We start from the raw sequence: 23,276 nt of genomic DNA on the forward strand, positions 1-23,276 counted from the left end.
GGGACGGGCCTTGCTCGAACCCATGGGTGCCGGCCGGTGCCCGATCCGTGAGCGGCAGCCGATCAGCCGTGTCGAGGTGGACACGACCGCCGAGGGAGCCTGAGGGCGCGGAGCGGTCACCGTGGTCCGGGCGGCCCCGGACTACGCGCCGACCGCGGCGACGAGCCGCGATGCCACCTCCGCCGGGGACGGCATCGCCGCTATCTCGTCGCGCAGGTGGTGCGCCGCGGTGGTGAAGGCAGGCTCGGCCAGCAGCCGGCCGACGGCGGCGGTCACCGACTCCGGGGCCTGCTCGCCGATCGGCAGCCCCAGTCCGGCTCCCGCGGCCTGCAGACGGTTGGCCTGGCGCTGCTGGCCGGGCGTGCCCGGCACCACGACGGCCGGGACACCGCGGGCTGCCGTGCCGAACGTCGTGCCTGAACCGCCGTGGTGCACGACGACCGACACGCCGTCGAGCAACTCCGCGGCCGGCAGGAAGGTGACCATCTCCACCCGCTCCGCATCCAGCCCGATGTCGGCAGGAAGACCTCCCGACGTCGCCACCAGATCGACATCCAGAGTGGCGAGGGAGCGGAGCACCGGGCCGAGCAGAGGTGACGCGCCCGGAGCAGTACTGAAGCTGACCAGCACGCGGGGCCGCCCGGTACCCGCGAGCCTCGCCGCACGCGGCGTCCCCTCCGGAGCCTGATGCGGTTCCGGCCGCAGCGCCATGCGTTCGAGAACCGGCAGCGCACCGCCGCGCTGCAGACTGGGCGGGCACAGGTCCACCAACCACCGCCCGGACGGCGCCTGAAACGGTGCCTCCAGACCGCGCTCAAAATAACGGGAACGCGCCGTGGCGGCCAGAGCGTCCAGAACCTCGGGTTCCAGCCCCGGATCGATGGCCATCACTGCGTACGGCAGCTTGAGCACGGCGGCGACGAGCGGCCCCACGAAGTCGCAATGCTCCGACACGATCAGGTCGGGTTCCCACTCGCGGGCTCCCTCCAGCGCCGCATCCAGGGAGAGGTCGACACGGACTCCGGCAAAGAACTGCCCGACGCGTTCCGCCGACTGATGGGCCGGCGCACCGGTGGCAGAACGCCTGGCCTCCTCCGCGATCGCTTCGTCCGTCGTCGGACCCGCGGGGATCAGGCCGAAACCGTCGGGCTCGGTCGAATCTGCCATGTCAGCGGATGTGACGAAGGCGACGACGTGTCCCTGCCTGCGCAGTGCCCGCGCCAACGGAAGCATCGGTAGCAGATGCCCCTTCATGGGGTTGCTGAACATAACGACGGGGTGCGCGATTGAGGTCGGGCCGTGTTGGCCTGGCGGGTTGGCTGGTGGTTGATTACCGCATGGCCGCGCGGTCGGAGACCAGGCCGGCGATGGCCTGGTAGGTCTGGTCGAAGTACTCGCGGCGTCCGATCCAGCGTTGCAGGGGCCGCCACTGCTTGTGCTCGGCGTTGGCGTGCTCGACGCAGATCCGCTCGGAGGACTGCTGCTTGCGCGCTTCCTCCCAGGCCGCCAGGTCCTCGGGCGGGGCATCCTTCTTCGGCTTCAGCGGCGGCGCTTGGACCTGGGCGGGGAACTGCTTGGCCAGTCCCCGGTAGCCGGCGTCGACCTTGGCCTTGACCTGGGGGAACCTCTCGAACAGGTCGCAGATGCCCTCGGTCTTCAGCGCGGTCTGGTCGTGCTGGCGGCCGGGCCGGAAGGCACCCGCCCACAGGGTCCGGCCCTTCTCGTCGGTGACGACGGTGGCCTTCTTGGTGTTCTGCCGCATCTTCCCGGAGATGAATGCCCGGCGTCCGGGCTTGTTCGCCCGTGGACGTCGGACCCGGACCTCGGTGGCGTCGATCCGCAGTTCCACTCCGTGGGAGGCGGCGTAGGCGAAGACATCGGCCAGGGTGCGAAGGCGCAGGTCGGGACTTCCAGGGACGGCGAAGCCGCGGGCGGCGAGCAGGGGGCGGATCTCGTGGACCGCGCGGGTGATCGTGGAGCGGTCCACCTCGTAGAACAGGGCGAGGACGGCATGCGGAAGCTGGAAGCGCAGGATGACCAGGGTGGCGACGACCCGGTCGGTGAAGACGAGTTGGTGGTCGGGACCCGCTCCGGCGGCGCGCTGCCGGTCATGGCCCCGGCGTTCACGCAGCTGGGACTCCTGCCCGGCCACCCACGGCCCGGCCAACTCCGCGACCAGCTTGCCCAGGCGACGGCGCGGGATCCCGGTGCAGATACGATGGCTCAAGGCCGTGCGGGCCCCTCTTGACGTCACAATCATGATCGTCCCGCACGGCCGTTCGCATGCTCAGACCGGGGTTTCAGCTACCGCGCACCACGTCGTAAGAACTCGCATCGCTCCACAGTACACATTAATTGCCCGGTCAAGCACATGCGTCCGTATGTGCGCCCGGCGACGGGCGTCGCCCTTCCATGAACCGTGCCGTTTGCGACTGCGTTGTCTCTGCGAGGACTCCTGCCCCGTGCCGGCCCGGCGAGAGTGTGCTGCTGACTCAGGGAGACGGAACGACGCGAGTTCGCCCCAGCCCATGGCCCAGGCGAAGATGCGGGGCCCAAGTCACGCGCGGGGTTGATGGCGTAGTCCGCGTTGGCGCCGTACGACAAGCCGATGGCGGCGACCCCCAAGCATCACCACAGGCCCGAGGAAGACCCTCACCGCCGGTTGCGCAGGTCGATGACCACCATCACGAACATGAGCATGAAGGCCGCGCCGACGACCTGATCGGGAATGGACCCCAGATACCGCCCTGGAAGTACGGCGCAGGAAACGTGCTGAAAATGGAGAGTGTGGCGAGGGTGTGCCCATTCGTTTTCGGCCCTTTCAATGCCTGGTCCAGCGCGCTGATCGCATCGTGATAGACCGCGTACACCAGCGCAGCCCCGGCGAATGCGCCGATCACTTGCGCGGCCATGTACGGAGCGACTTTGATCCAGGGAAATCGGCGCCGTACCGCGAAGGCGAGGGTCACCGCCGGATTGAGGTGCGCGCCGCTGATGCCGCCGACCACATAGATACCGAAGGTCACGGCCAGGACCCAGCCCAATACGGACAGGACCCGGTCGCCGACTCCGACAGCAGCAAGAAGGGGAACGGGGTACGAATTCCTGAATGCGCGCGAACGCCGGGTCGAGCCTCGACCGGACAGGTCACGTCCGGGACCGCAGGGGAGCGCTGCGTGATCCGCGTGGTTGCTCGTTGACATCCTCCCCCTCTTAAAAGCAAGGCCGCGTAGTTAGGTGGTGGATAGGTGAGGCAAACCCGTCATCTTTGCTGGTGGGGCGGGCACGGCCCCGGCGTTGTTCGGTTGTGTCCGGCTTCGTGGTAGTTGATCAGATGCCGTAGACGGCGAAGGCGTCGTTGTGGTTGAGGAGATCGCGGCGGGCGTGGGCGATGTTGGCTCGTCCGGCCAGGCGGAGCGTGCTGATGCCCAGGTTGCGGAAGCTGGCCAGTGCTCGGGGTGCGGTGCCGGTCCTGACCTGGGAGTTGTCCTCATGGAAGGTGACGTCCCGCACCCAGTGGATCTTGTTTTCTATGGACCAGTGGACCCTCTCGTAGTGGTTGAGGTGAGCGGGGCCTGCGAGGTGGGCGGGCAGGCTGGTGACGCCGAAGACGATCTCCTTCCCGGTCCAGGTTCCGTCGAGGCCGCCGGTGTCACGGCGCAGGCGGAAGACCTGTCCCGCGCCGGGGAAGAGGGCGTCGTCGGCTTGGGCGGTGCGGATCGTGCGACGCTCGGTGCGCCCGTGCCCACGGTCGTCCTCGGCCTCGGTGGTCTCGGTCCACTCGGCGTCGGTACCGGCCAGCAGCGCCTGGGCGGCGGCGCGGGCCAGCGGCTGGTTCCCCTTCAGGATCAGGACGTAGTGGGCGTCGAGCCGGTCCGTGATCAGGTGGGCGGTCTTCTTCGTGGTGTGCAGGGCGTCCAGGGTGAACACCCGGCCGGACAAGGCGAGTTGGGCCAGCAGCATGCGGGCCGCCTCGCCCTCGCCGCGCTTGTCCGGAACCTGCCTCTGGCCGAGGACCGCGCCGCTGGCGTGGTCGACCGCCCCGACCAGGAAGACCCGCCCCGATTCGGTGCGGGCGCCGGTCAGGGCCTTGCCGTCGAGAGCCGCAGCGGGCAGCAGCCCGGCCGGCGCCGGGTGTTCCACGGCCCGCTGGGCGGCGCGGCGCTGTTCGCGCTCGATGGGCCCCGGGGTGTCCGGGACCTCGGGCGTCGGTGCCTTTCCGGTCGCGACGTCGGTGACGTATGCGCAGGTCGCCGCGTCCAGCACGTCGGCATCCAGGTCGGCGAGCACGCGGCGGAAGGTGCGCTCGCTGGGCACAAGGTACTGGCCGGCCAGCGGGTCGTACCGGGCGCCGAGGCGGGCCAGTTTGACCTGCGGGGCGCGGGCGGACCACTGCCAGATCGCGGTCATGGAGTCACCACCGACCACCAGCGTCGCGCACGCGGCCAGCACCAGGATCACCACCAGGGGATGCCGCCGCCCACGCTCCGCACGCCGGTCAGGGACCTGCCGCAACCTGCTGACCAGCGCGGATTCCACTGCCACAGGGTCGGCGGCGAGCTCGGCCTCCCACAGCGCGAGATCGGTGAGCTGGCCAAGGACAGGGCTGATCAGGGAGGATGCGGACACGAGCGCGGCTCCTGAGACGATCTTCTGGCGTAGGAACCTGAAAGATCATCAGAGGCCGCGCTCGTCTGGCAACTCGCACCCCTCCCCCTGGGCAAACGACCCAAAACCCATCAAAGATCAACTACGCCGGGGCCGTGGTGGGGCGGGTGGTTGCGGTGAGCGCCATTCCGGCTGGAGCGCGTAGAGCCCGCGTCCGGTCCGGCTCAGGATTCCCTCCGTGACCCAGTGGCCCAGCTGTGCGCAGAGACTTCGGTAGTGCTCCATGCCTAGGGCGTCGGCGATCTCTTTGAGGCTCCATGCTCGCTGGTCGTCGGTGCGAAGAAGTTGCAGCGTGCGGTCGCGTCGGCCCTGGCGTCCGGAGACAGGCGGTGTCGCAGGGGTATTTGTGTCCGTCGTGGGCGTGCTGGGATGCGCCGCGTAGATCGCGATCGTGAGGTGGGTCATGTTCTGGCTGGTCAGCGGGCGCGCGTCGGCGGCGTGGCCCGGGTAGCGGGAGAGCGCGGACTTCACCTTGCGGGCGCTGATGCGGGTGCGGCGCTTGGGCAGTAGGGCGGCCAGGGCTGCTTGGGCGCTGACGCCTGGGCCGGGGGTGCCGGGCAGGACGCTCTCGGCGGTGATCAGCTGGTCCCGGGCGGCCTCGAGGGCGACGGTGAAGCTCACGCGGTCGGGATTGACGCCGGTGGTGGTCTCGGCGGCTTCAGTCATGGCGCGTCGCAGGATTTGGTAAAGGGTGGGCTGGGCCCAGAGTTCCTGGGCGATGCCCAAGGGGTCGCACGAGCGTAGGACGAGGCCGTCGAGGAGGGTGTGGCGCAGGGCGTAGAAGGCGGACTCGACTTCCCAGCGCTCGTGGTAGAGACGGACCAGGGTGGCTGCTGGGTCGGTGCGGTGGTCCAGCAGTGTGGTGGCCAGCAGGTAGCGGTTGGTGATGCGCTGCTCGTCGTCGCAGGTCACGGTGATGTCGGCCTCGACGACGCGGAGGGTGTGGCTGTTGATGCGGGTGAGGAATGAGCCGTCGGGCAGGGTGGCCATGACCGCTGGGGTGCGTCGTCCGTTGAGACGGATCAGCAGTTGGGCGCCGGTGTCGGCGACCCGGGTGAGGAAGTCGTTGGAATCGAAGCCGCGGTCGGCCAGCAGGAGCATGTCCTCGCTGAGCAGGGGCAGCAGTCGCACCGCGTAGCCGGCCTCACCGCAGTTGGTCGGGCCGAACGCCGCGCCGAGCAGAGCGCGGGTACCGGTTTCACACAAGGCCATCAGTCGCAGCATGGGGTAGCCGTCCCAGCCGTTCGGGCGCAGGATCTTGCCCAGCCAGCCGACCACGCGTGGCTGGTCGGGGGCCTTGATGGAGCTGCAGCCGTCCAGCGCGACGGTCCGCCAACGCCGGTAGCAGACCCCGGGCGTGGTCGGCCGGGCCACCGGTCCGGCCAGTGTCTCGAACAGCAGCTTCAGCGGAGCCGGGCCCAGCCTGCGGCGCAGATCCCGCAGGGCCTTCTCCGAGGGCCGCTTCACATTCAACGGCCGTAGTCCAGCCACGAGTTTGTCCCAGACCCGGGCATAGCCCAGCGAGGGGAACAGGACCAGAGCGAGCAGGAAGTACACCCCGACCCGCGAGGGCAGCCGCCGTAGCCGCTGCTCGACGGTACGGGTCCGTACCAGCACGTCATCGACGAGCTCAAAAGGCACATGCTGGGTCAGCTCACCCAGATGCCCCGGTGCGAAGACGCCTTCGGCGACGGTGACGACACGGGTGAACACTGCGGTGGCCCAATGACGTGACAATGGGACCTCTCGTAGGGCAGCAAGACCTTGGTCGGTTTACTGCTTCTACCAGCGGTCCCGTTCTGCTTCCCGGAGCCGCACCAATGCCGGGAAGATCAAGTGGACAAGCCCATCCACCGCCCACTGACCTTGTCGGATTAGCTTCGGGTGGTCTGGGGTGGGGGTCAGTCCGGTCTCGGTGAGGCAGCCGTCGACCTCGATTCTTCCGAGGGCTGGCGGCGGCAGTGTGAGCGGCTGACTGCCTGATATGTCCCGTGCCGTGTCGGGACTGGCCGTCGCGTGACGCTGCGGGGCGTCGGGTTCCACGGGCCCGAGGGTGGTGCGGTCCTCTCGTTGTTGTCGGGTGGTGGCCGGCCGTCAGGTGAGGGCCGGAAGCTGGTGAGCGCGCTGCCAGGCGGTGGCGAACGCTGCCCCCCAGGGCCAGGTGCGGTCGAGGTGCAGGGTGCGCCGGCGGGCGTGGGAGGTGAGCCGGGCGGGCAGGTGGTACAGCTTCCTGCGGATCGTCTCCGGTTCGGCGGCGGCGAGTGCGGGCTCGTCGTGCAGGAGGAGGAGCCGGGTCCAGGCGTCGAGGTCGGCGGCGAGCGTGGCGGCCAGCACCCAGGCCATGTTGAGCTGCCAGGACTTCGAGGGCAGCAGCCCGAGGCCGACCCGCTTGATCGCTTTGACACGGTCCTCGACCTCGGCGTGATCACGGTAGAGGGCGTCGACGAACCACACCTGCCCGGAGCCCGGGGCCCCGGAGAGCCCTTGGCGGGCGGGGATGTTCGTGGCGACGATCTGGTAGCGCCAGCCGGTGCGCTTCTCGAACGCGGTCAGCTTCTTCGTATCCCGCCGCGAGGGCTTGACCCGGCGCACGATCAGCCGCATCCCGGCCGGCCAGCCGGTCAGGTCACGGACCCCGGTCAGCTCGGCGACCTGGTAGGACACCCATTCCCCATCGGGTCCCTTGATCTCGTGGAGTTGGCCGTCCTGCCGCAGTGCGGCCGTCCACACGTTCTCGGGCAGCAGCGCGATGGCCCGCTCGTCCGTGGCGTTGATGGCCCAGCCGGTCACCCAGCGCACCCGGCGCCGGCTGGTGGTCAGACTCTGGAGATGGTCCAGGACCTCGTGGCTGAAGGCCGCGCCGTCGATCCGCACCAGCAGCTTCGACCACAGCGGGAGCGGGAGCTGCCGAAACGCCGAGGCCAGGACGCTCTTGTGGTCGGCGACATCGTTCGGTGGCGCGTTGCCGGGCCGCAGCAGCATGGCGACGCACTCACGGGTGTTGGCCACCCACGCCCCCAGCGGCATGTGACCGAAGGTCCCCTTGAAGGTGCCCGCCGCGCCTTCCTTGCGGCTGGTGCAGGTCACGATGGTCGCATCCAGGTCCAGGACGTACCAGCCGGTCAGCTCCCGGCCGCACACCGAGATCCAGGGGAAACCGCCGGGCCGCAGGGCGAGCAGCGTCCACACCACGCGGCGTATCGCGGCACGGGCGCGTTCCACCCTGGCCGCGACCGGGGCGTCGATCGCGGCCAGGGCGCGGCGCAGGGTGCTGTCCGAAACCGGGCGCGGGAACACCGCACGCCAGTGGTACTGGAGTTGCTCGGCCTCCAGGACGTTCGTCGCGCCGAGCACGATCGCACAGGCCAGCTGGACCAGCGCCATGCCCCGGTCCCGCCAGCCCGGCCCGGTGCCCTTCGGCAACGCCGCACTCAGCGCGGCGGCCAGGCCGACGCGGTCGGCGACCTTCCGCAGCAGCACCACGCCCGCGTGGCCGATCAGGTTCTTGCCGTCGGCCCGCACGGCAAGCCGGTGATCCCATTCGGTAACCTGCACCTGTTGGGTGCCTCTTCTCCGCGACGTTCTTGATCTCAGCAGTCAGATCATCGCAGGTGGGAGGCACCCTTCTTCTGCCGGGACGTCAGATCACTTTCATAGCTGAATACATGAGGTCGATGAGTTCGGGATGGCGCTGGATGTGGGCGAGGCCGCGGCGGAGGGTGCGGGTGAGGTGGTCGGGATCGGCGAATGCAGTGTTAGCCATCGGCCCTCGCCGTAACAGGGACCAGACGCCTTCCACCGGATTCAAGTCCGGACTGTAGGAAGGAAGTTGGATGACCGTGAGCCAGTCGTGGCCGGCGGCGTACGCGCGCAGTCCGGCGGTGCGATGAGTGTTCAGATTGTCCCAGACAACGATGATCGGGGCGCCGAGTTGCAAGTGGGCACGAACCAGGAGGTCGCGGTAGTCCTGCCAGGCGAAGCTCTTGCGTGCGCCTTTGAGGAGCGAGTGGAAGCGGGGCCGGTAGATCAGCCGGGACCGTTCGCCCGGCCGGTAGCAGCACATCGCGGCGACCGAGATCCGTCGCCGAGACCGTCCCCGCACTCGCACCACGGGAGTCTGTCCGCGCCGGCCCCACGTGCGGGCGCGTGGCGGCGTCATCGCGAACCCGGCCTCGTCCTCGAAGACGATCCAGGTATCGAGCGCCGCCGCGGTCCTTCCACCCGCGGCCACACGTCCTTCTTCCAGAGCTCGACCGCGTGTTCGTCACGTTCCAGCGCGCGACGGGTCGGGCTCTGCCAGGACCAGCATGGCGGTGCAGGAGCCGCCACACACCCGCGATCGAGCAACTGACCTTGAACTGGCGGCCGATCAGCATTCTGACGCGATCCAGCGTCCACCGCTGGTCTTCCCAGCCATGCGCGGCCGGACCTTTGGCCAGCTCCTTTTCCAGCAGGGCGAACCGTTCATCCGACACCTTCGGCCGATTGGCGGGTCCCTTCGACTTCAGACCCTCCATGCCGCCCTCGCGCCAGGCCCGGCGCCATTGCTCCACCGAACGCTCGCTCACCCGCAGGTCTTTGGCGATGTCCGAGGTCCTGTCACCTCGTACGAACCTCTGCCCGGCTTCCAGCCGGATCCCTTCACGCGCAGCCCGCCGCCCAGCAGTCAGGCCCCCACCATCCGCATACCGCATAGCACCGGCATACCGCAGGGATCACCCAACGTCACCACCCGAAGGCAACCCGAAAAGGTCAGTAACTACGCGGCCTTGCTCTTAAAAGAGGGGGATTCCAGCCCGTACGGGCTGAGGTTCACGGACGCTCGACCCTCTGGGGGGTGTCGTCCCTCCGGCACCGGCTGATCGCCGGAGGCGGGGAATTCCGCCCTGCCCTGCCGCGACGTTGTGTGCTGCGTTCTCGTCGGCGTTGCAGGTGAAGCCGCAGGATACGCAGACGAACTCGGCTTGGCTCTTGCGCGAGTTCTTCTCGATCCATCCGCATGCGGAGCAACGCAGACTCGTGTACGGGGCGGGGATGTCCTCGACGCGGCCGGGGACCTTCTCGCCGGTCCGCCGGCGCAGAAGGCCCCAACCCTGAGCAAGGACAGCCCGGTTCAGCCCGGCCTTCTGCCGCACGCGCGTGCCGGGCCGCTCGATGGTCCCTTTCGCCGAGGCGGTCATGTTCCTGATGTTCAGCTTCTCGAACCGCACCAGGCCGTAGGACCGGGCGAGCATCGTCGATGTCTTCTAGCACCAGTCCTTGCGCCGGTCGGCCTCACGTGCCTTCAGTCTGGCGACCCTGGCGTACTCGACGGTCTTGGCGGCGCTGTCCTTCGGGGCGCGCGCTGCCCGGCGCTGGTGCTTGCGGATCTGCGCGCGTTCCCTGACCGTGAGCTGGGGGCAGTTCAGCCTGCGGCCGTCGGACAGGGCGGCGGTGATCTTCACGCCCCGGTCGATCCCGATGACCTCGCCCGTTTTCGGGGCCGGGACCGGCTCGGGGACGATGGCGAACGCGATATGCCACTGACCGTTCCTGAAAGTGACGCGGAAGGTTTTCGCCCGGGGCAGCCCGGAACGGGTGAGGCGGAAGCGGACCCAGCCGCAGCCCGGCACCTTCACCTGCGCCCACCGGCGGTTGAGCCTGTCCACCACCACCGAGCGGCTCATGACCTGCTTGCCGGTCCTGGCGTTCAGCTTCGGTGAGCCGTCCGCCTCGAACTCGGGCACCCGGTCGGTCCCGATGACGCGGAAGCCCTCGTGCACGTGCTTCTTGCGCCAGGTCGGCTCACCGAACCCGGACATGAACCGGGCGTTCTTGGCCCTGGCGAAGTCCTTCAGCGCCTGCTGCTGGACATCGGCGTTGCCCGCGCCAAGCCATGCGTTGTCACGCCGGGCCTCGGTGAGCTGGCGGCACTGCTCGGCGAAACCGGGCGCCGACGTCCGGCCCGGCTTCCATTGCACGTGCTGCTCAACCGCGAGGTTCCACACGTACCGGGCGTGCGCGCAGTGTCCGAGCATGATGCTCGCCTGCTCACTCGTCGGATACATACGGAAGCGTGACATACCGTCATCGTATCGGCGCGATGAGTGTCGTTTCGTCTTCTTCCGAAGACCTGCCCGACGGCTGGTCACTCACGTTGCCGCGGACCGGCGGTCTTTCAACTGCCCGGCTGTCACACCTGCTTGAGGCCGGCCCCGACGCCGTCTCTCCCGAGACGCCTCATCACCCTGGCGGCGATCAGGCGTCCCCTGCCCCGCCACGCGGGAGCGGGTATTCACCCCGGCCCTCAAGGACCGGGCACCCTGCCCGAAAGCAAGGTGGAGGTCGGGGCCGGGCAACGGGGCCGAGGTGCACGGGACTCTCGACCCCGTCCTCTTCGGCAGACCCGGATGGGCGGCCCTTCCGCACAACTGCGATGCCCCGCTCGCAACGCCCCAGGGCACCGACAGCATGCGGGCGGGCCGCATCACCGCCACTATGGCCGCCGCAGAGCTACGGACATACGTGTGTCTCCGTCCGAGTGTGAGGTTCCCCCGAGATGCGGAAGATGGTGACAGAGGGTCAGATGGTTCTCATGAGAGGAACATCGACCATGGCTGCACCCAGGAAGTACTCGTTGGAGTTGTGTGAGCGTGCGGTGCGGATGTACCGCACCACGGACCCGAAGCCGCAGATCAAGAAGCTGGCCGTCGACCTCGGCGTGCACCCTGAGGCCCTGCGCGGGTGGATCCGGCAGGCCGAGGCGGACGCAGGCGAGCGCGACGACCGCCTCACCACCGACGAACGCGCCGAGCTGGCGGCCTTGCGCAAGGAGAACGTCCAGCTCAAGCGCGCGAACGAAGTCCTGCGGACCGCCTCGGCGTTTTTCGCGGCGCAACTCGACCCGACCCGGCCCAGGTGACCGCGCTCGTCGACGAGCATCCGCACCTGGGAGTCGAGTGCGTACTTCGGGAACTGCACATCGCCTCCTCCACCTACTACCGCTGGCGCCGCGCCGAGACGGAGCCCTGCGAGCGGCGGCGGCGCGACGTTGAGTTGACTGAACAGATCAAGGAGATCCACACCGAGTCTGGCGGCATCTACGGGTCGCCACGCGTGCACGCCATGCTGAAACGCGAGGGCGTCCACGTGGGCCGCAAGCGGGTCGAGCGGTTGATGCGCGAGGCCGATCTGGCGGGTCTCAGCCCGCGCCTCAAGGGCTTCACGCGCCGCGATCCCAAGGCCACGCTCGCCCCGGACCTAGTAGCGTGTCGCTGCTTAGGTATGGGCTGTTTGATTGAGAGGCTTGCGTCTGGCAGATTCCTCTCCCGCTCTGCCGGACAGGACTGGTGCGATGGGTTCGCAGAAGAAGAGGCCGGTGGTGCTGACCGCGCAGGACCGCGAGGAGTTGGTCCGGGTGACCACGACGGGGGTTCATCCGGCCTCGGTAATCAGGCGGGCGAGGGTGCTGCTCGCACTCGACACCTCTGCAGGCGGGATCGGCTCGCAGGAGGTGATCGCGGCCCGGCTCGGCGTCTCCGGTGAGACGTTGCGGCTGGTCGCCAAGCGTTTCACCGAAACCGGTGGCGATGTTCACGCCACCATCGCGCGGAAGAAGCGCGACCTCCCGCCGGTGCCCTCACCGGTGACCGGTGAGGTCGAAGCCCGGCTGATCGCGATGGCGTGCTCACAGCCACCCCAGGGCTATACCCGGTGGTCGCTGCGGCTGCTGGAGAAGCACGTCGCACTGGTCGAGGACATCCCCGATCTGGACCACTCCACCATCGGCCGGGTCTTAAAAAAACGGAACTGCGTCCTCACCTGAAGAAGTGCTGGACCATCCCACCACGCGCGAACGCGGAGTTCGCGGCCCGGATGGAAGACGTACTGGCCGTCTATGCCCGGCCCTATGACCCGGCATGTCCGGTCGTGTGCATGGACGAGAAGCCCTACCAGCTCCTCGGCCATGTCCGCGACCCGCTCCCGGCCCGCCCAGGTCACGACGCCTGCCAGGACAGCGAGTACATCCGCTGCGGCACGTGCTCGATCTTCGTATGGGTCGAACCCCTGCGCGGGTGGCGTCGAGTTCAGGCACTGTCCCAGAGGACCCGGATCGACTGGGCCGGCCAGGTCAGGCAGCTGCTGAGCGTGGACTACCCCGATGCCGAGACGGTTGTGCTGGTGATGGACAACCTCAACACCCACGGCATCGCCTCACTGTACGAGGCATTCGAACCAGAAGAGGCCTTCGCCCTGGCTCAGCGCCTCGAGATCCACCACACGCCCAAGCACGGGTCATGGCTCAACATCGCCGAGATCGAACTCTCCGCGCTGACCAGGCAATGTCTCGACCGCCGGATCGGCGACCTCGACACCCTCAACACCGAACTCTCAGCCTGGCAGAACGCCACCAACACCGACCAACGTCAGGTGGACTGGCAGTTCACCACCCACGACGCACGCATCAAACTGCGCCACCCCTATCCCAGGAATTAGCTGCGACAGTCTACTAGTCAACCGGGACTTCACTGCCGAGGGGCCGAACCGGCTGTGGGTCACTGACCTGACGATGATCCCGACCGGCGAGGGCCCGTTGTGGCTGTCAGCGATCCGCGACGCGTTCTCCCGCAGGGTGGTGGCCTGGGAGACCTCCGCCCGCGCGGACGCCGACCTGGTCCTGTCCAGTCTGGAGTACGCGCTCGCCTCCCGCGAGGTCGAGCCCGGCAAGCTCATCCACCACGCCGACCACGGCTGTCAACCCGGGCTCAACCGGTCGTCGCAACACCGGCTTCCTGGACTGATAGTAGATGCTCACGAACGTCGGCATGCCGCCACGCTCGCGGAACCAGCGGCTGCCAGCCGCCTGCGACGCGCCGACTGCGATCGCGGCTTCCTCGCTCGTCAGCCCTTTGGCGATCTCCCGCCAGAACAACCGTTCCACATCGCGGCGAAGCGACGGTTTCCCAGGCGACTTCATCGGCGCCCTGCCCGTCAACGCCTCCATCCACCCCGCTGGCCTGCCCATCAACACCTCCAAGAACGAGATGTTGCGACGACCAATTGAACTCGCCCAATACACGTCCATCAAGCTCACAACCCGCCTGCTGTGGGCGGGAATTGAGGCATCCATGGGCTCGGTCGGCGACAGTTACGATAACGCCCTCGCGGAAAATCTGTGGATGATCACCAAGACCGAGTGCGTCCGCGGCCGCGTCTTCGCCACGAGGGCCGAGGCGAACCTCCGCGCTCTTCGAGTACATCGACGGCTTCTATAACAGCCGGCGCATCCAGAAGCGGCTCGGCTACCTCAGCCCGATCGAGTTCGAGGAGAAGCACTACGCCGAGCAGGCAACGGCCGAACGAGCGAACCTGAAACCCCGTCAACCCACCCTGACCAGCTGATCAGCCCCTCCCGAGCAACGGGGGAACCTCAGTGGCGACCGCAGGAGAGCGGGAGCCGAGGACCAGTACTGGCGCGCCCGTTTCGAGCAGGCCCCACCCGCTCTGGTGGCCCACGGGCTCATGACCGAGGAACAGGTCAAAGGAGGCCTGTCCTGTCTGGACGGCCCCGCTTTCCGGGACATGGCCTGGGCCATGGTGTCGCGCTCAGCGAGGCGGCCGTGATCGGGCCCAAGACCACGTAGTCGCCCGACACAACCGGGTCGACGGCGCCCCGAAAAATCCGCACATGGCGTTCTTCGACCTCGGCGAGCCCTGGGCCGCACCGGTGTCGAGGGCATCGATACGGGTCGACCAGCAGTCGTCAGGCCGCCGTGACCTGCAACTTCCCTGTGTCACCCGGACTTTGGAACAGTCCTGCCCGTCGCGCCTGGCGCGGACACCGAATACAATCCGATATACTTGCCTGGTCAAGGACTGAACAAATCCCTTCGCGGAACCCCGAGGCTGATCAGGCTTTGACGTTCGCCAGTGTTGCGACACCCCCTTCAATGGGGATAGTCAATCGCCGCCTACCGTGGGAGAAAAAATTGACTTACAAGGTTATCCAGTGGGGTGCCGGTGACAACGGGCAGGCCCTGATTCGCGCCGTGGCGCGGCATCGTGATCTCGAACTGGTCGGTTGCAAGGTCTGGAGCCCGGCAAAGGAGGGCGTGGACGCCGGCGTCATCGCGGGAATCGAGCCGATAGGCGTCCTCGCGACCACCGATCGCGAGGAACTGCTCCGCATGGACGCGAACGTCGTCCTCTTCTGCACCCGCCTGCGCCCGGACGAGATGGACGCCAACGACCAGGACATCATCGACCTTCTCCGGTCGGGCAAGAACGTGATCTCGGTTACGGGCCAGCATTCGATGCCTTCCGCGATACCCGGTTATGCCGAGAAATTCGAGGAGGCGTGCCGCGAAGGCGGTTCGACCTTCACCGGCGCCGGCCTCAACCCGAACTTCATCGCCTCGCGGCTGGCCCCGACCGTCACGGGCCTGTGCGCGGACGTGGAGACGCTCCATATCCGGGAAACCTACTCCGTTGCCGACGACGGGCCGGAAATCGTCTTCACCGCGGTCAACTTCGGCGCGAAGCTCGAGGGCTGGCACGAGGGCGCGCCCCTCAAGCAGCAGCTCGATCACCTGTTCGTCCAGTTGACCCACAACGTGGCCCACTCCCTCGACATGGAACTGCAGAAGGTCGAGATGAAGACGGAGCTTACGCCCGCGCATCGCGACATCCAGATCGCCGCCGGACTGATCGCTGAGGGCACCGTTGCGGCGGTCACGCTCACCTACGAGGGTATTCCGGTCGACCCCGACCAGATCCGGATCACCGTGCAGGTTCGCTGGGCCGTGTCCGACGACATCCCGGGCATCCCGATCACCTCGGGCTGGCACGTCAAGGTCGGGGGCAAGCCCAATCTGGTGATGGAGATGCGCCCGGATCCCGCGGAGGACCGGACCTTCCACCCGGAGACCATGGTCGGTTCCGCGATCCCCGTCATTCCCGAGGTGATCAACGCGGAGCCCGGCCTCCTGCTGCCGCACGTCTACGGCGCGTACAAGCGTCGTTTCATCGGGGCCTGACCACTTCCGCGCCGCGGGACGGGCGGGCCCGCCACTCCCCCGGGTGGCGGGCCCGCGAGCGCCGGTCCGACCGACGCACACCCGCGCGGCCGGCTCGCGACGCGAAGACGGCTTTCTTGTTCACCCGGGCGGCCAGCAGCAGTTCTTCCTGGATCACGCAGACGACCCGCTGCCCGGGCATCGTGTCGTTTAATCAGGCACCCCCGCCGCGAGCGGGTCACACGGATCCCCCGCACGAGCGGTTCGAGGCGCTGACCGTCGTGCATGTTCGCGCCCGAGATGCCGACTGGCAGAGGCAGACCGGTGCGAGCGTTCGGTGATTGAGCGGATCGTCGACCTGAATCTGCCGTGAGCAACAGAATCCCGGCTGTCACAAAGCCCGCGGACCACTCGTCAAAACGGCGGTGATCCGTGGCCCCGACCCGGTGTCGGGGGTCTCGAAAGCGCCGGCAGTCCGGAGAGCTTGAGGCTCGCCAGGAAGGTTCTCGGCACAGAAGGCGGCACGCAGCCGTCGACCGGCACCGACATGCCTCGGGGGCCGGGCTGTCAACAGCATCCTGCTGGCAGCCCGGCCCCCGAGAAACTCTGGGTCAGAACGGTGTTCGGTGTTGTCAGCTCAGGTAGGCGTTCTTGGCGGCCATGACCGCCTTGGCGCTGTTCCAGCCGACCACGCCGACCGCCTGGCCCTCCTTCTCGGCGACCATGACGAATTTCCGGGATTCCGTGGTGCCGTCGATCAGCCGGACATGCGCGTCTTCGGGGAGCGAGCCGAAGACCTGGATCCTGACGTCGTACTGGTCCGTCCAGAAGTACGGAACCGGCTGGTAGCTGTCCTGGGCGCCGGTGATGTCGCCCGCGACGAACACGGCCTGCCGCACGGCGTTGGTCCGGTTCTCCAGACGGGTGCTGACGCCGGTCCGCTCGTCTGACCAGCGGGCCACGTCCCCGACGGCGTAGACGTCGGGTGCAGCGCGGCCGCGTTCGTCGCAGACAATGCCGTCGTTCAGGGTGAGGCCGCTGCCGACGAGCCAGTCGGTCGCGGGGATCGAGCCGATGGTCACCACGACCACATCCGCGGGAACGGTCTCGCCGCCCTTGATCCCTACGCCGGTGACCCGCCCGTTGTCATCGAGCAGACAGGTGGTGCGGGTCCCCATGAGCAGCCGTACACCGCGCGCCGCGTGGAGCCCGGACAACACCTGGCCGATGGCCGCCCCCGTCTGACGCCACATCGGAGTCGGATTCGGGTCGATCAAGGTGACGTTCAGACCCATCTCCCGTGCTGTCGCGGCGACCTCGCACCCCAGCACTCCCGCACCGATGATCACCACATCGCGGGCCGTGAGCAACTGCGCGCGCAGCCCGGTGGAGTCCTCCAAGGTGCGCAGGACCCACGCCCCTCGCAGGGAGCCGGCGCCCGGCAAGGTACGCGGCGTCAGACCGGTCGCCAGGACGAGCCGGCCATAGCCGAGTTTCTGGCCGTCCTCGAGGACGACGCCGTGTGCCTCGACGTCCAGACGCACCGCTCGGCAACCCAGCAGGAATTCGGCGTCCAGCGCGTCCAGTTCCTGCTGGCCGCGCAGGCGCACCTGTTCCTCGTCCCAGATCCCCGAGAGGATCTTCTTGGAGAGCGGCGGCCGGTCGTAGGGCAGGTGGGCCTCCGCCCCCACGACCTGGACGGTGCCGCGGAAGCCTTTTCCACGCAGCGCCTCCACCGTCGTCAACCCGCCGACCGACCCGCCGATCACCAGTACGTCAGCGGTCACGAGCGCAGTGACTCCGCCAGCCGGATGGCGGCGGCGGGACACATCGTCGCGGCTCTGCGCACCCGCTCGAACTCCTCCACAGGGGGCTTTCCCTGAAGCAGGATCACGACCCCGTCGTCCTCTCGCTGATCGAAGACCTCAGGCGCCGCCACGACACACTGGCCACCGGCGACACACTTGTCCTCTTCTACCGTAATAATCATGAATCATCCTTCGAAAGGTACATGTTGAACTGTCGGCCCAGCCCGCCGGCGCGGTGCCGGTGGCCGAGCCGTATGCGGGGACCGGACGCCCGCCGGTGGCCAAGTATCCCGACAGGCCGCGGTCAGTGAAGGAGCTGGTCATCGCGGCGGGCCGGAAGACGGCCAGGCCGGTGCAGTGGCGGGAGGGCTCCCGGCCCGGCACCGGCCGCTTTCGCCGTAAGCGGATGTACTCCCGCTTCGTGGCCCTTCGCGTCCGGCCTGCCGGACGCGAGGTCCGCCAGGCCACCGACGGCCCGGAACTGCCCGTGTGCTGGCTGCTGGCCGAATGGCCCGCCGGCGAGAGCGAACCGGTGCAGTACTGGCTGTCCGACCTGCCCTCCGGCATGCCTCTGACCACACTGGTCCGCCTCGCCAAACTCCGCCGGCGCATCGAGCACGACTACCGGGAGATGAAACAGGTCCTGGGACTTGCCCACTTCGAGGGCCGGACCTGGAACGGCTGGCACCACCACGTCACCCTCGTCTCCGTCGCCCACGCCCTCTGCAACGACGGGCCCGGGCCCCAAAAGACACGGCGCCGGACTGAGCCTCTACCAGATCGTCCACGAGCTACAGACACTCCTCGCCCTCTGGACCGGCGCCTGCCCCACCTGCCACCGCAACATACCCACACCGATACGAACCTGACCAAGCCCTACTAATGACTCACCAGGCGACGGGCAGGGCGTCCAAGGCGTAGACGTTCGGTCCGAAGCGGTGGAAGGAGAGCTCTTCGGCGGGGACCGCGAGCCGCAGCCCGGGGAACCTGCGGAAGAGAGGGGTCAAAGCCATCTGCAGTTCCACACGGGCCAGGTGCTGACCCGGGCACTGATGGATCCCGGACCCGAAGGTCATGATCTGGATCGGTTCCCGGGTCAGGTCGAGGATGTTCGGGTCCCCGGAGACGACCTCCGGGTCACGGTTGGCGTTCAGCGGCGAGGCCAGGACCCACTCGCCGGCCTTCACGGTGTGATCGCCGATGGTGACGTCCTCGGTCGACATCCGGGGAAAGCCGCCCGAGACGCTCATATAGCGGAGCAGTTCCTCCGCGGCATTGGCCGTGGAGTGGGCGTCGTCGAGCAGGATGGCGAGCTGCTCGGGCTGCTGCATCAACGCCAGGGCGCTCAGTGCGATCGTCGACGCAGAGGTCTCATGACCCGCGACGACCAGTGCGCTGACCATACCGACGATCTCTTCGTCGCCGACCTCGCCGTGGCGTTGTTCCACCAGCGCGCCTATCAGGCCGTCGGTCGGATTCTCGTGGTTCTGGGCCACCAGGTCGCCAACGTAGTCGTTCAGCCGCATGAAGTTCTTGAAGGCCTCCTCGGGCGGCAGCGAGAAGTCGACGACACCCGCGCACATGCGGTGGAAGCTCCGGTGCTCGGAGCTGGCTATACCGAGTATCTCGCCGATCACGATGGAGGGCAGCGGGAGGGCGTATGCCTCAAACAGATCGACTCCCGGACCGGCTTCCTCCACCTCGTCCAACAGCTCCGAGACGATGTTCTCGATCCTGGGCCGCAACTGCTCAACCCGCTTGGGCGTGAAGGACCCGGCGACCATACGGCGCAGACGGGCGTGGTCCGCGCCGCGGAAGCGGGGGAAGAAGCCGGGCAGCGCGCTGTCCATGGCTCCCTCCGGCGCGGGAATGAAGCTGTGGTCGAGACGCGGGTCGTTGTAGAGCGCCCGGACATCGGCGTAACGGGAGAACATCAGCACTTCCACCTCGCCGTACTCCCGCTCGACCATCTGGAGCCGGGTGGGCCCCTCACGCCGGGCCATCTCCGCGAGTCGGCCGGAGGGGTCAAACACGGCAGCTGTAGTTCGTGAGGCGTGAGGCATCGCCGCTGGCCAGCGTGGTGGGTGGGGTGCCTGCGGCAGGGGTACGGCCACCGGCATCGTGATCTTGTGTGACGAAGAATCAAGAAGCGGTGGCCGCGCAGGCCACGGTAGTACACGCCGGGTGGGACGGGTTGTTCGAGGGGTTGATGGGCCGGTTCGCGAGCTGCTTCCCGCGCCGGGAGACCCGGCTGACCTGCCGGAACATGGTCTCTGGGCTGCTGATGGTCAAGGAATCGGCGAACTGCTGGTCGTTGGCCGAGGCGATCGGCCACAGCGGTCCGCATGTCCTGCAGCACTTCTTGTCGAGGGCCCGCTTCGACACCGAGGCAGTCCGCCGGTCGGTCGCGGCCTGGACGGTGGAGCAACTCGGCGAGAGGGAGGTGATGTTGGTGGTGGACGAGACGGGCGATGAGAAGTCGTCCCTCGACGCGGTCGGCGCGGCCCGGCAGTACTCCGGGGCGCTGGGCGGGATCGGGCTGTGCCAGGTCGCGGTACACCTCTCCTACGTGAGTGCCGAGGGGCACGCGCTGGTCGACCGTCGGCTGTACCTGGGCGAGGCATGGGCGGCGGACGACGAGCGCCGTGAGCTGGTCGGGGTGCCCGACGAGAGGGTGTTCGCCACCAAGCCGCAACTGGCCGGCGACATGCTGGAGGACGCCCACGCCTCGGGGGTGCACACCGCGTGGGTGGCCGCCGACGAGGTCTACGGTGGACGGGAGTTGCGTGCGCGGATCCGTGCGCTGGGCTACGGCTACGCGATCGCGGTACCCACCAGCCACCGGGTCACCACCCCGGGCGCCGGGAAGAAGAAGGTCACCGCGCTGCTGGAGCGGGTGCCGAAGCGGGCCTGGATGCGGCTGAGGACCGGCCATGGCACCAAGGCCGAGCGGCTCTACGACTGGGCGATGATCGACGTGAACCCCGACGATGCGCCGCCCGGACAGGCCGCCGGGCACAGCCAGGTCCTGGTCCGACGCCACCGCCGCACCGGCACCCTTTCCTTCTACCGGACCTGGCACCCCGACCCGCAGCCGATATCGGTGCTGGTCAGCGCGGTCTGCCGCAGGTGGCGGGTCGAGGAGGACTTCCAGGGAGCCAAGGGCCTGGCCCACCTCGACACCGGCCAGGTCACCTGCTGGACGTCCTGGCACCGCTGGAGCCTCATGTCAATGATCGCCTACGCACTTCTGGCCGTCGGCGCCCTCCACGAGCGGCAACGCGCCCACCCCGCCAACTCCGACGACGAGTTGGCCATGGTGCCCGTCAGCCCGCGCGAACTCCTCGCGCTATTGCGGGTCTTCGCCCTGCCAAGGCCCCGCCAGGACACCGATCCGGCACACGCCCTGCGCTGGTCGAACTGGCGTCGCCGACACCAGCATCGCGCGACGGCCTGCCACCGCCGCTGGAACAACGTCACAGCAGTGGCCATCGCATGACAGGAACCTCACGAGTCACGAACTACAGCTGCCGTGTCAAACGGACACCGAGAATCACGGTCCGTAACAGCGAACCCACGCGTCAGTTTTTCGGGCATGTCGAACTCCAAGGAGGTGCAAAACGAATGCGTGAAGGCGCCCATGCCTTCCGGCCGCAGTCGCATGCTGGGGTACATGGTCAGCAAGTCATGGATTTGAGGCCAATAGTTTTCGGCCCAGCGGAGAAGTTACAGGAAGAATTGGCGTGCTCAGGCCGCCAATTGCCGGATCCGAGGGTATTTAAACATAAGCTTACTTGATGCGGCAAGTGTATTGGCCGGGTGACAACTCCTCGCGAGTCCAAGGCACCCGGCGTCGGCACCAGGCCGCACCATCGCTCCTCTTGGTGCTGTAAGACGTTGTTGACTGAGCACCTTGGATCAGTCGGCTGCATCTGGGCTTTTGCCGCCCTCTAAGAGGGCGGTTCGTGAGTCTTTGAGAGGTTCTGCCGTCGCCTGATGGTGTGGGTGCGAGCGGAATCCGCTGGTCCACGGGCGGTGGTCTGTTGGGGTGGCGGGGTGAGTGAACGCAAGCCGTACCCGAGCGACTTATCGGATGGCCAGTGGTCGTTGATCGAGCCGGTGATCACGGCGTGGAAGGACCGGCACCGATCGGTCAGCGGCCGCCAGGGCGCCTATGCGATGCGGGAGATCGTGAACGCGATCCTCTATCAGGGCCGGACCGGCTGCCAGTGGGCCTACCTCCCCAACGACCTGCCGCCGAAGAGCGCGACGTACTACTACTTCGTCGCGTGGCGGGACGACGGGACCGACCAGGTCATCCATGAACTGCTGCGCTGCCAGGTCCGTGAGAGGGCCCGCCGATTAGTAGTCGGGTCGCCCGGGGGAATCTCACCCCCGGGCTCCCACGGAACCGTACGTGACAGTCTCCCGTCATACGGCTCTTGTCGTTCTGGGCCTCGCCCCTGCCGGGGCCGCCCAGGTCCAGTGAGCGAAGTACTTCGGGCGCAACGTGTGGCCTTGGGCCAGCCGTTGCAGGGCTTGTTTCATCCCGACCCGGTACTTCTTCTGAATCCACCGCAGCAAGTAGGTGTTGATGCGGTCGAACAGCGGATACAGCGCTGAGCGGTAGAAGCGCCCGTAGTAGTTCATCCATCCCCGAACCACCGGATTGACCGTCCGGGTCAGATCGGATGACTCCTGCGCCGTGCGCCGGTGCAGCCTCCAGGACCGCACCGTCCTGCTCAGCCTCTTCAGGGCTTGGTTACTGATCGCGGGCAGGAACGCGGTGAACATCACCCCGTGTCTGTCCTTGGCTCCTCGCGGCCGGAACGTGAACCCCAGGAACGTGAACTCGGTGACCGGAAACCGGCCCCGACGGTTGTCGTCCTTGCAGTACACGATCCTGGTCTTGTCCGGATGCAGCTCCAGACCGACCTCGGCCATCCTGGACCGCAGCGCGGCCAGGACACGTTCCGCTTCCGCCAGGGTGCGGCAGTGCACCACCGCATCATCGGCGTAACGCTCGAACGGGCAGCCCGGGTACTCTCGGACCATCCACGCATCGAACGCATAGTGCAGAAACAGGTTCGCCAAGACGGGCGACACCGCAGAACCCTGCGGCGTGCCCTCTACCCGCTCAGTCGTGGACCCGTCAGGCAGGCGCAGCCCCGCGGCCAGCCACCGCTTGACATACAGCACCACCCAACCGGCGTCGGTGTGCGCCTCGACCGCGGCCACCACTTTGTCCCACGGGACGGTGTCGAAGAACTTCCGGATGTCGAGCTCGACCACCCAGTCGAACCGCCAGCACCGCTCCCGGCAGGACGCAACGGCGTCCAGTGCCGACTTGCCCGGCCGATACCCGAAGGAGTCCGCGTGGAAGATCTGCTCCACCCGCTCCGACAGATGTCCGGCCACCACCGTCTGCGCGACCCTGTCGGCGACGGTCGGCACCCCTAACACCCTGATGCCACCCCCGCTCTTGGGGATCGGCACCGCTTTGACGTCCGGTGGGAAGTACGTGCCCGAGGACATCCGGTTCCAGACCTTGTACAAGTTGTTCTTCAGGTCCTTCTCGAACGCCTCGACCGACACTCCGTCCACCCCGGACGAGCCCTTGTTCCCTCTCACCTTCACCCAGGCGTCCCACACCTCCTGCTTGGAGATGTCGAACGGCTTGGCCGACGCTTTCAACTCGTCCATCCCGCTCCTCCCGGAAAACTTCCGGTTGACCGAACAAACCAGTCACGAACAACCCGGCCCCTTCGCTCCACCCCGATTACCGGGGCTTGCCCACTACTACGAG

17 protein-coding genes and 9 pseudogenes are annotated in these 23,276 nt (G+C 67.7%); 10 read left to right on the plus strand and 16 right to left on the minus strand.

Annotation, left to right across the window (positions count from 1 at the left end; all coding sequences use genetic code 11):
- Positions 1–141: 141 nt before the first annotated feature.
- The 10 genes and pseudogenes from OG819_RS48525 to OG819_RS48570 form a co-directional block, all read right to left on the minus strand.
- Entirely contained in the window at positions 142–1,269 is a 1,128-nt protein-coding gene (locus OG819_RS48525; protein ID WP_266656079.1) for a glycosyltransferase, read from the minus strand.
- A gap of 61 nt (positions 1,270–1,330) precedes the next feature.
- A complete protein-coding gene (locus tag OG819_RS48530) occupies positions 1,331–2,260 on the minus strand; it encodes a transposase (protein WP_266647792.1) in 930 nt (309 codons plus the stop codon).
- Positions 2,261–2,509: 249 nt separating this feature from the next.
- A pseudogene (locus OG819_RS58870) lies at positions 2,510–3,074 on the minus strand (MIP/aquaporin family protein); the annotation flags it as partial.
- A gap of 256 nt (positions 3,075–3,330) precedes the next feature.
- A complete protein-coding gene (locus OG819_RS48540; protein WP_266650140.1) occupies positions 3,331–4,629 on the minus strand; it encodes an ISAs1 family transposase in 1,299 nt (432 codons plus the stop codon).
- Between the two features lie 117 nt (positions 4,630–4,746).
- Positions 4,747–6,381 (minus strand): IS4 family transposase, encoded by a 1,635-nt coding sequence (locus OG819_RS48545; protein WP_266656081.1) that lies wholly within the window; start codon positions 6,379–6,381, stop codon positions 4,747–4,749.
- Positions 6,382–6,762: 381 nt separating this feature from the next.
- A complete protein-coding gene (locus OG819_RS48550; protein WP_266648810.1) occupies positions 6,763–8,223 on the minus strand; it encodes an IS1380 family transposase in 1,461 nt (486 codons plus the stop codon).
- A gap of 85 nt (positions 8,224–8,308) precedes the next feature.
- Positions 8,309–8,827 carry a transposase gene (locus tag OG819_RS48555; protein ID WP_266656519.1) on the minus strand — a complete coding sequence of 173 codons (519 nt, stop codon included), beginning with the start codon at positions 8,825–8,827 and terminating at the stop codon, positions 8,309–8,311.
- Positions 8,824–9,362 (minus strand): annotated as a pseudogene (locus tag OG819_RS48560) (winged helix-turn-helix domain-containing protein). Before OG819_RS48560 ends, OG819_RS48555 begins: the two are co-directional and overlap by 4 nt.
- A gap of 81 nt (positions 9,363–9,443) precedes the next feature.
- The gene (locus tag OG819_RS48565) at positions 9,444–9,902 is read right to left on the minus strand and encodes a transposase (RefSeq protein ID WP_323139450.1); all 459 of its coding nucleotides are present in this window, start codon (positions 9,900–9,902) and stop codon (positions 9,444–9,446) included.
- A 12-nt stretch (positions 9,903–9,914) separates the two neighbouring features.
- Complete coding sequence (locus tag OG819_RS48570; RefSeq protein ID WP_266656083.1) at positions 9,915–10,730, minus strand: transposase; 816 nt, start codon at positions 10,728–10,730, stop codon at positions 9,915–9,917.
- A gap of 530 nt (positions 10,731–11,260) precedes the next feature.
- Here OG819_RS48570 and OG819_RS48575 point away from each other — a divergent pair.
- The 5 genes and pseudogenes from OG819_RS48575 to OG819_RS59300 form a co-directional block, all read left to right on the plus strand.
- A complete protein-coding gene (locus tag OG819_RS48575) occupies positions 11,261–11,569 on the plus strand; it encodes a transposase (protein ID WP_266638000.1) in 309 nt (102 codons plus the stop codon).
- Positions 11,566–11,847 (plus strand): annotated as a pseudogene (locus OG819_RS59295) (IS3 family transposase); the annotation flags it as partial. The gene OG819_RS48575 and the pseudogene OG819_RS59295, both read left to right, overlap by 4 nt.
- Positions 11,848–12,001: 154 nt before the next feature.
- Entirely contained in the window at positions 12,002–12,472 is a 471-nt protein-coding gene (locus tag OG819_RS48580) for a helix-turn-helix domain-containing protein (protein WP_266624875.1), read from the plus strand.
- Positions 12,361–13,143 (plus strand): IS630 family transposase, encoded by a 783-nt coding sequence (locus tag OG819_RS48585; protein WP_266656085.1) that lies wholly within the window; start codon positions 12,361–12,363, stop codon positions 13,141–13,143. Before OG819_RS48580 ends, OG819_RS48585 begins: the two co-directional genes overlap by 112 nt.
- 73 nt (positions 13,144–13,216) lie before the next feature.
- Positions 13,217–13,342: pseudogene (locus tag OG819_RS59300) on the plus strand (IS3 family transposase); the annotation flags it as partial.
- A gap of 114 nt (positions 13,343–13,456) precedes the next feature.
- Here the strand turns inward: OG819_RS59300 and OG819_RS48590 are convergent.
- A pseudogene (locus tag OG819_RS48590) lies at positions 13,457–13,651 on the minus strand (IS30 family transposase); the annotation flags it as partial.
- Positions 13,652–13,899: 248 nt separating this feature from the next.
- Between OG819_RS48590 and OG819_RS59305 the strand changes: the two are divergent.
- Both OG819_RS59305 and OG819_RS48595 read left to right on the plus strand, forming a co-directional pair.
- A pseudogene (locus OG819_RS59305) lies at positions 13,900–14,049 on the plus strand (IS3 family transposase); the annotation flags it as partial.
- A 548-nt stretch (positions 14,050–14,597) separates the two neighbouring features.
- Positions 14,598–15,683, plus strand: a complete 1,086-nt coding sequence (locus OG819_RS48595) for a hypothetical protein (RefSeq protein ID WP_266656087.1) — start codon at positions 14,598–14,600, stop codon at positions 15,681–15,683.
- Positions 15,684–15,883: 200 nt separating this feature from the next.
- Here the strand turns inward: OG819_RS48595 and OG819_RS48600 are convergent.
- From OG819_RS48600 to OG819_RS48610, 3 genes and pseudogenes are all read right to left on the minus strand, one after another.
- A pseudogene (locus OG819_RS48600) lies at positions 15,884–15,991 on the minus strand (IS5/IS1182 family transposase); the annotation flags it as partial.
- Positions 15,992–16,294: 303 nt separating this feature from the next.
- Positions 16,295–17,449, minus strand: coding sequence for an FAD-dependent oxidoreductase (locus OG819_RS48605; RefSeq protein WP_266656093.1), 1,155 nt, complete (start codon positions 17,447–17,449; stop codon positions 16,295–16,297).
- Positions 17,446–17,652, minus strand: coding sequence for a ferredoxin (locus OG819_RS48610; RefSeq protein ID WP_266638005.1), 207 nt, complete (start codon positions 17,650–17,652; stop codon positions 17,446–17,448). Before OG819_RS48610 ends, OG819_RS48605 begins: the two co-directional genes overlap by 4 nt.
- A 32-nt stretch (positions 17,653–17,684) precedes the next feature.
- Between OG819_RS48610 and OG819_RS48615 the strand changes: the two are divergent.
- Positions 17,685–18,238 (plus strand): annotated as a pseudogene (locus OG819_RS48615) (transposase); the annotation flags it as partial.
- Positions 18,239–18,357: 119 nt separating this feature from the next.
- Here OG819_RS48615 and OG819_RS48620 read toward each other — a convergent pair.
- Positions 18,358–19,503 carry a cytochrome P450 gene (locus tag OG819_RS48620; RefSeq protein ID WP_266656106.1) on the minus strand — a complete coding sequence of 382 codons (1,146 nt, stop codon included), beginning with the start codon at positions 19,501–19,503 and terminating at the stop codon, positions 18,358–18,360.
- Positions 19,504–19,601: 98 nt separating this feature from the next.
- On the opposite strand from OG819_RS48620, the gene OG819_RS48625 reads away from it, so the two are divergent.
- Positions 19,602–20,969, plus strand: a complete 1,368-nt coding sequence (locus OG819_RS48625; RefSeq protein WP_266647750.1) for an IS701 family transposase — start codon at positions 19,602–19,604, stop codon at positions 20,967–20,969.
- 557 nt (positions 20,970–21,526) lie between these two features.
- Positions 21,527–21,832, plus strand: a pseudogene (locus OG819_RS48630) (transposase); the annotation flags it as partial.
- 69 nt (positions 21,833–21,901) lie between these two features.
- On the opposite strand, the gene ltrA reads toward OG819_RS48630, so the two are convergent.
- The gene (gene ltrA / locus OG819_RS48635) at positions 21,902–23,173 is read right to left on the minus strand and encodes a group II intron reverse transcriptase/maturase (protein ID WP_266647954.1); all 1,272 of its coding nucleotides are present in this window, start codon (positions 23,171–23,173) and stop codon (positions 21,902–21,904) included.
- Between the last annotated feature and the right edge of the window lie 103 nt (positions 23,174–23,276).

The organism is Streptomyces sp. NBC_01549 (assembly GCF_026339955.1).
Classification (GTDB): Bacteria; Actinomycetota; Actinomycetes; order Streptomycetales; family Streptomycetaceae; genus Streptomyces.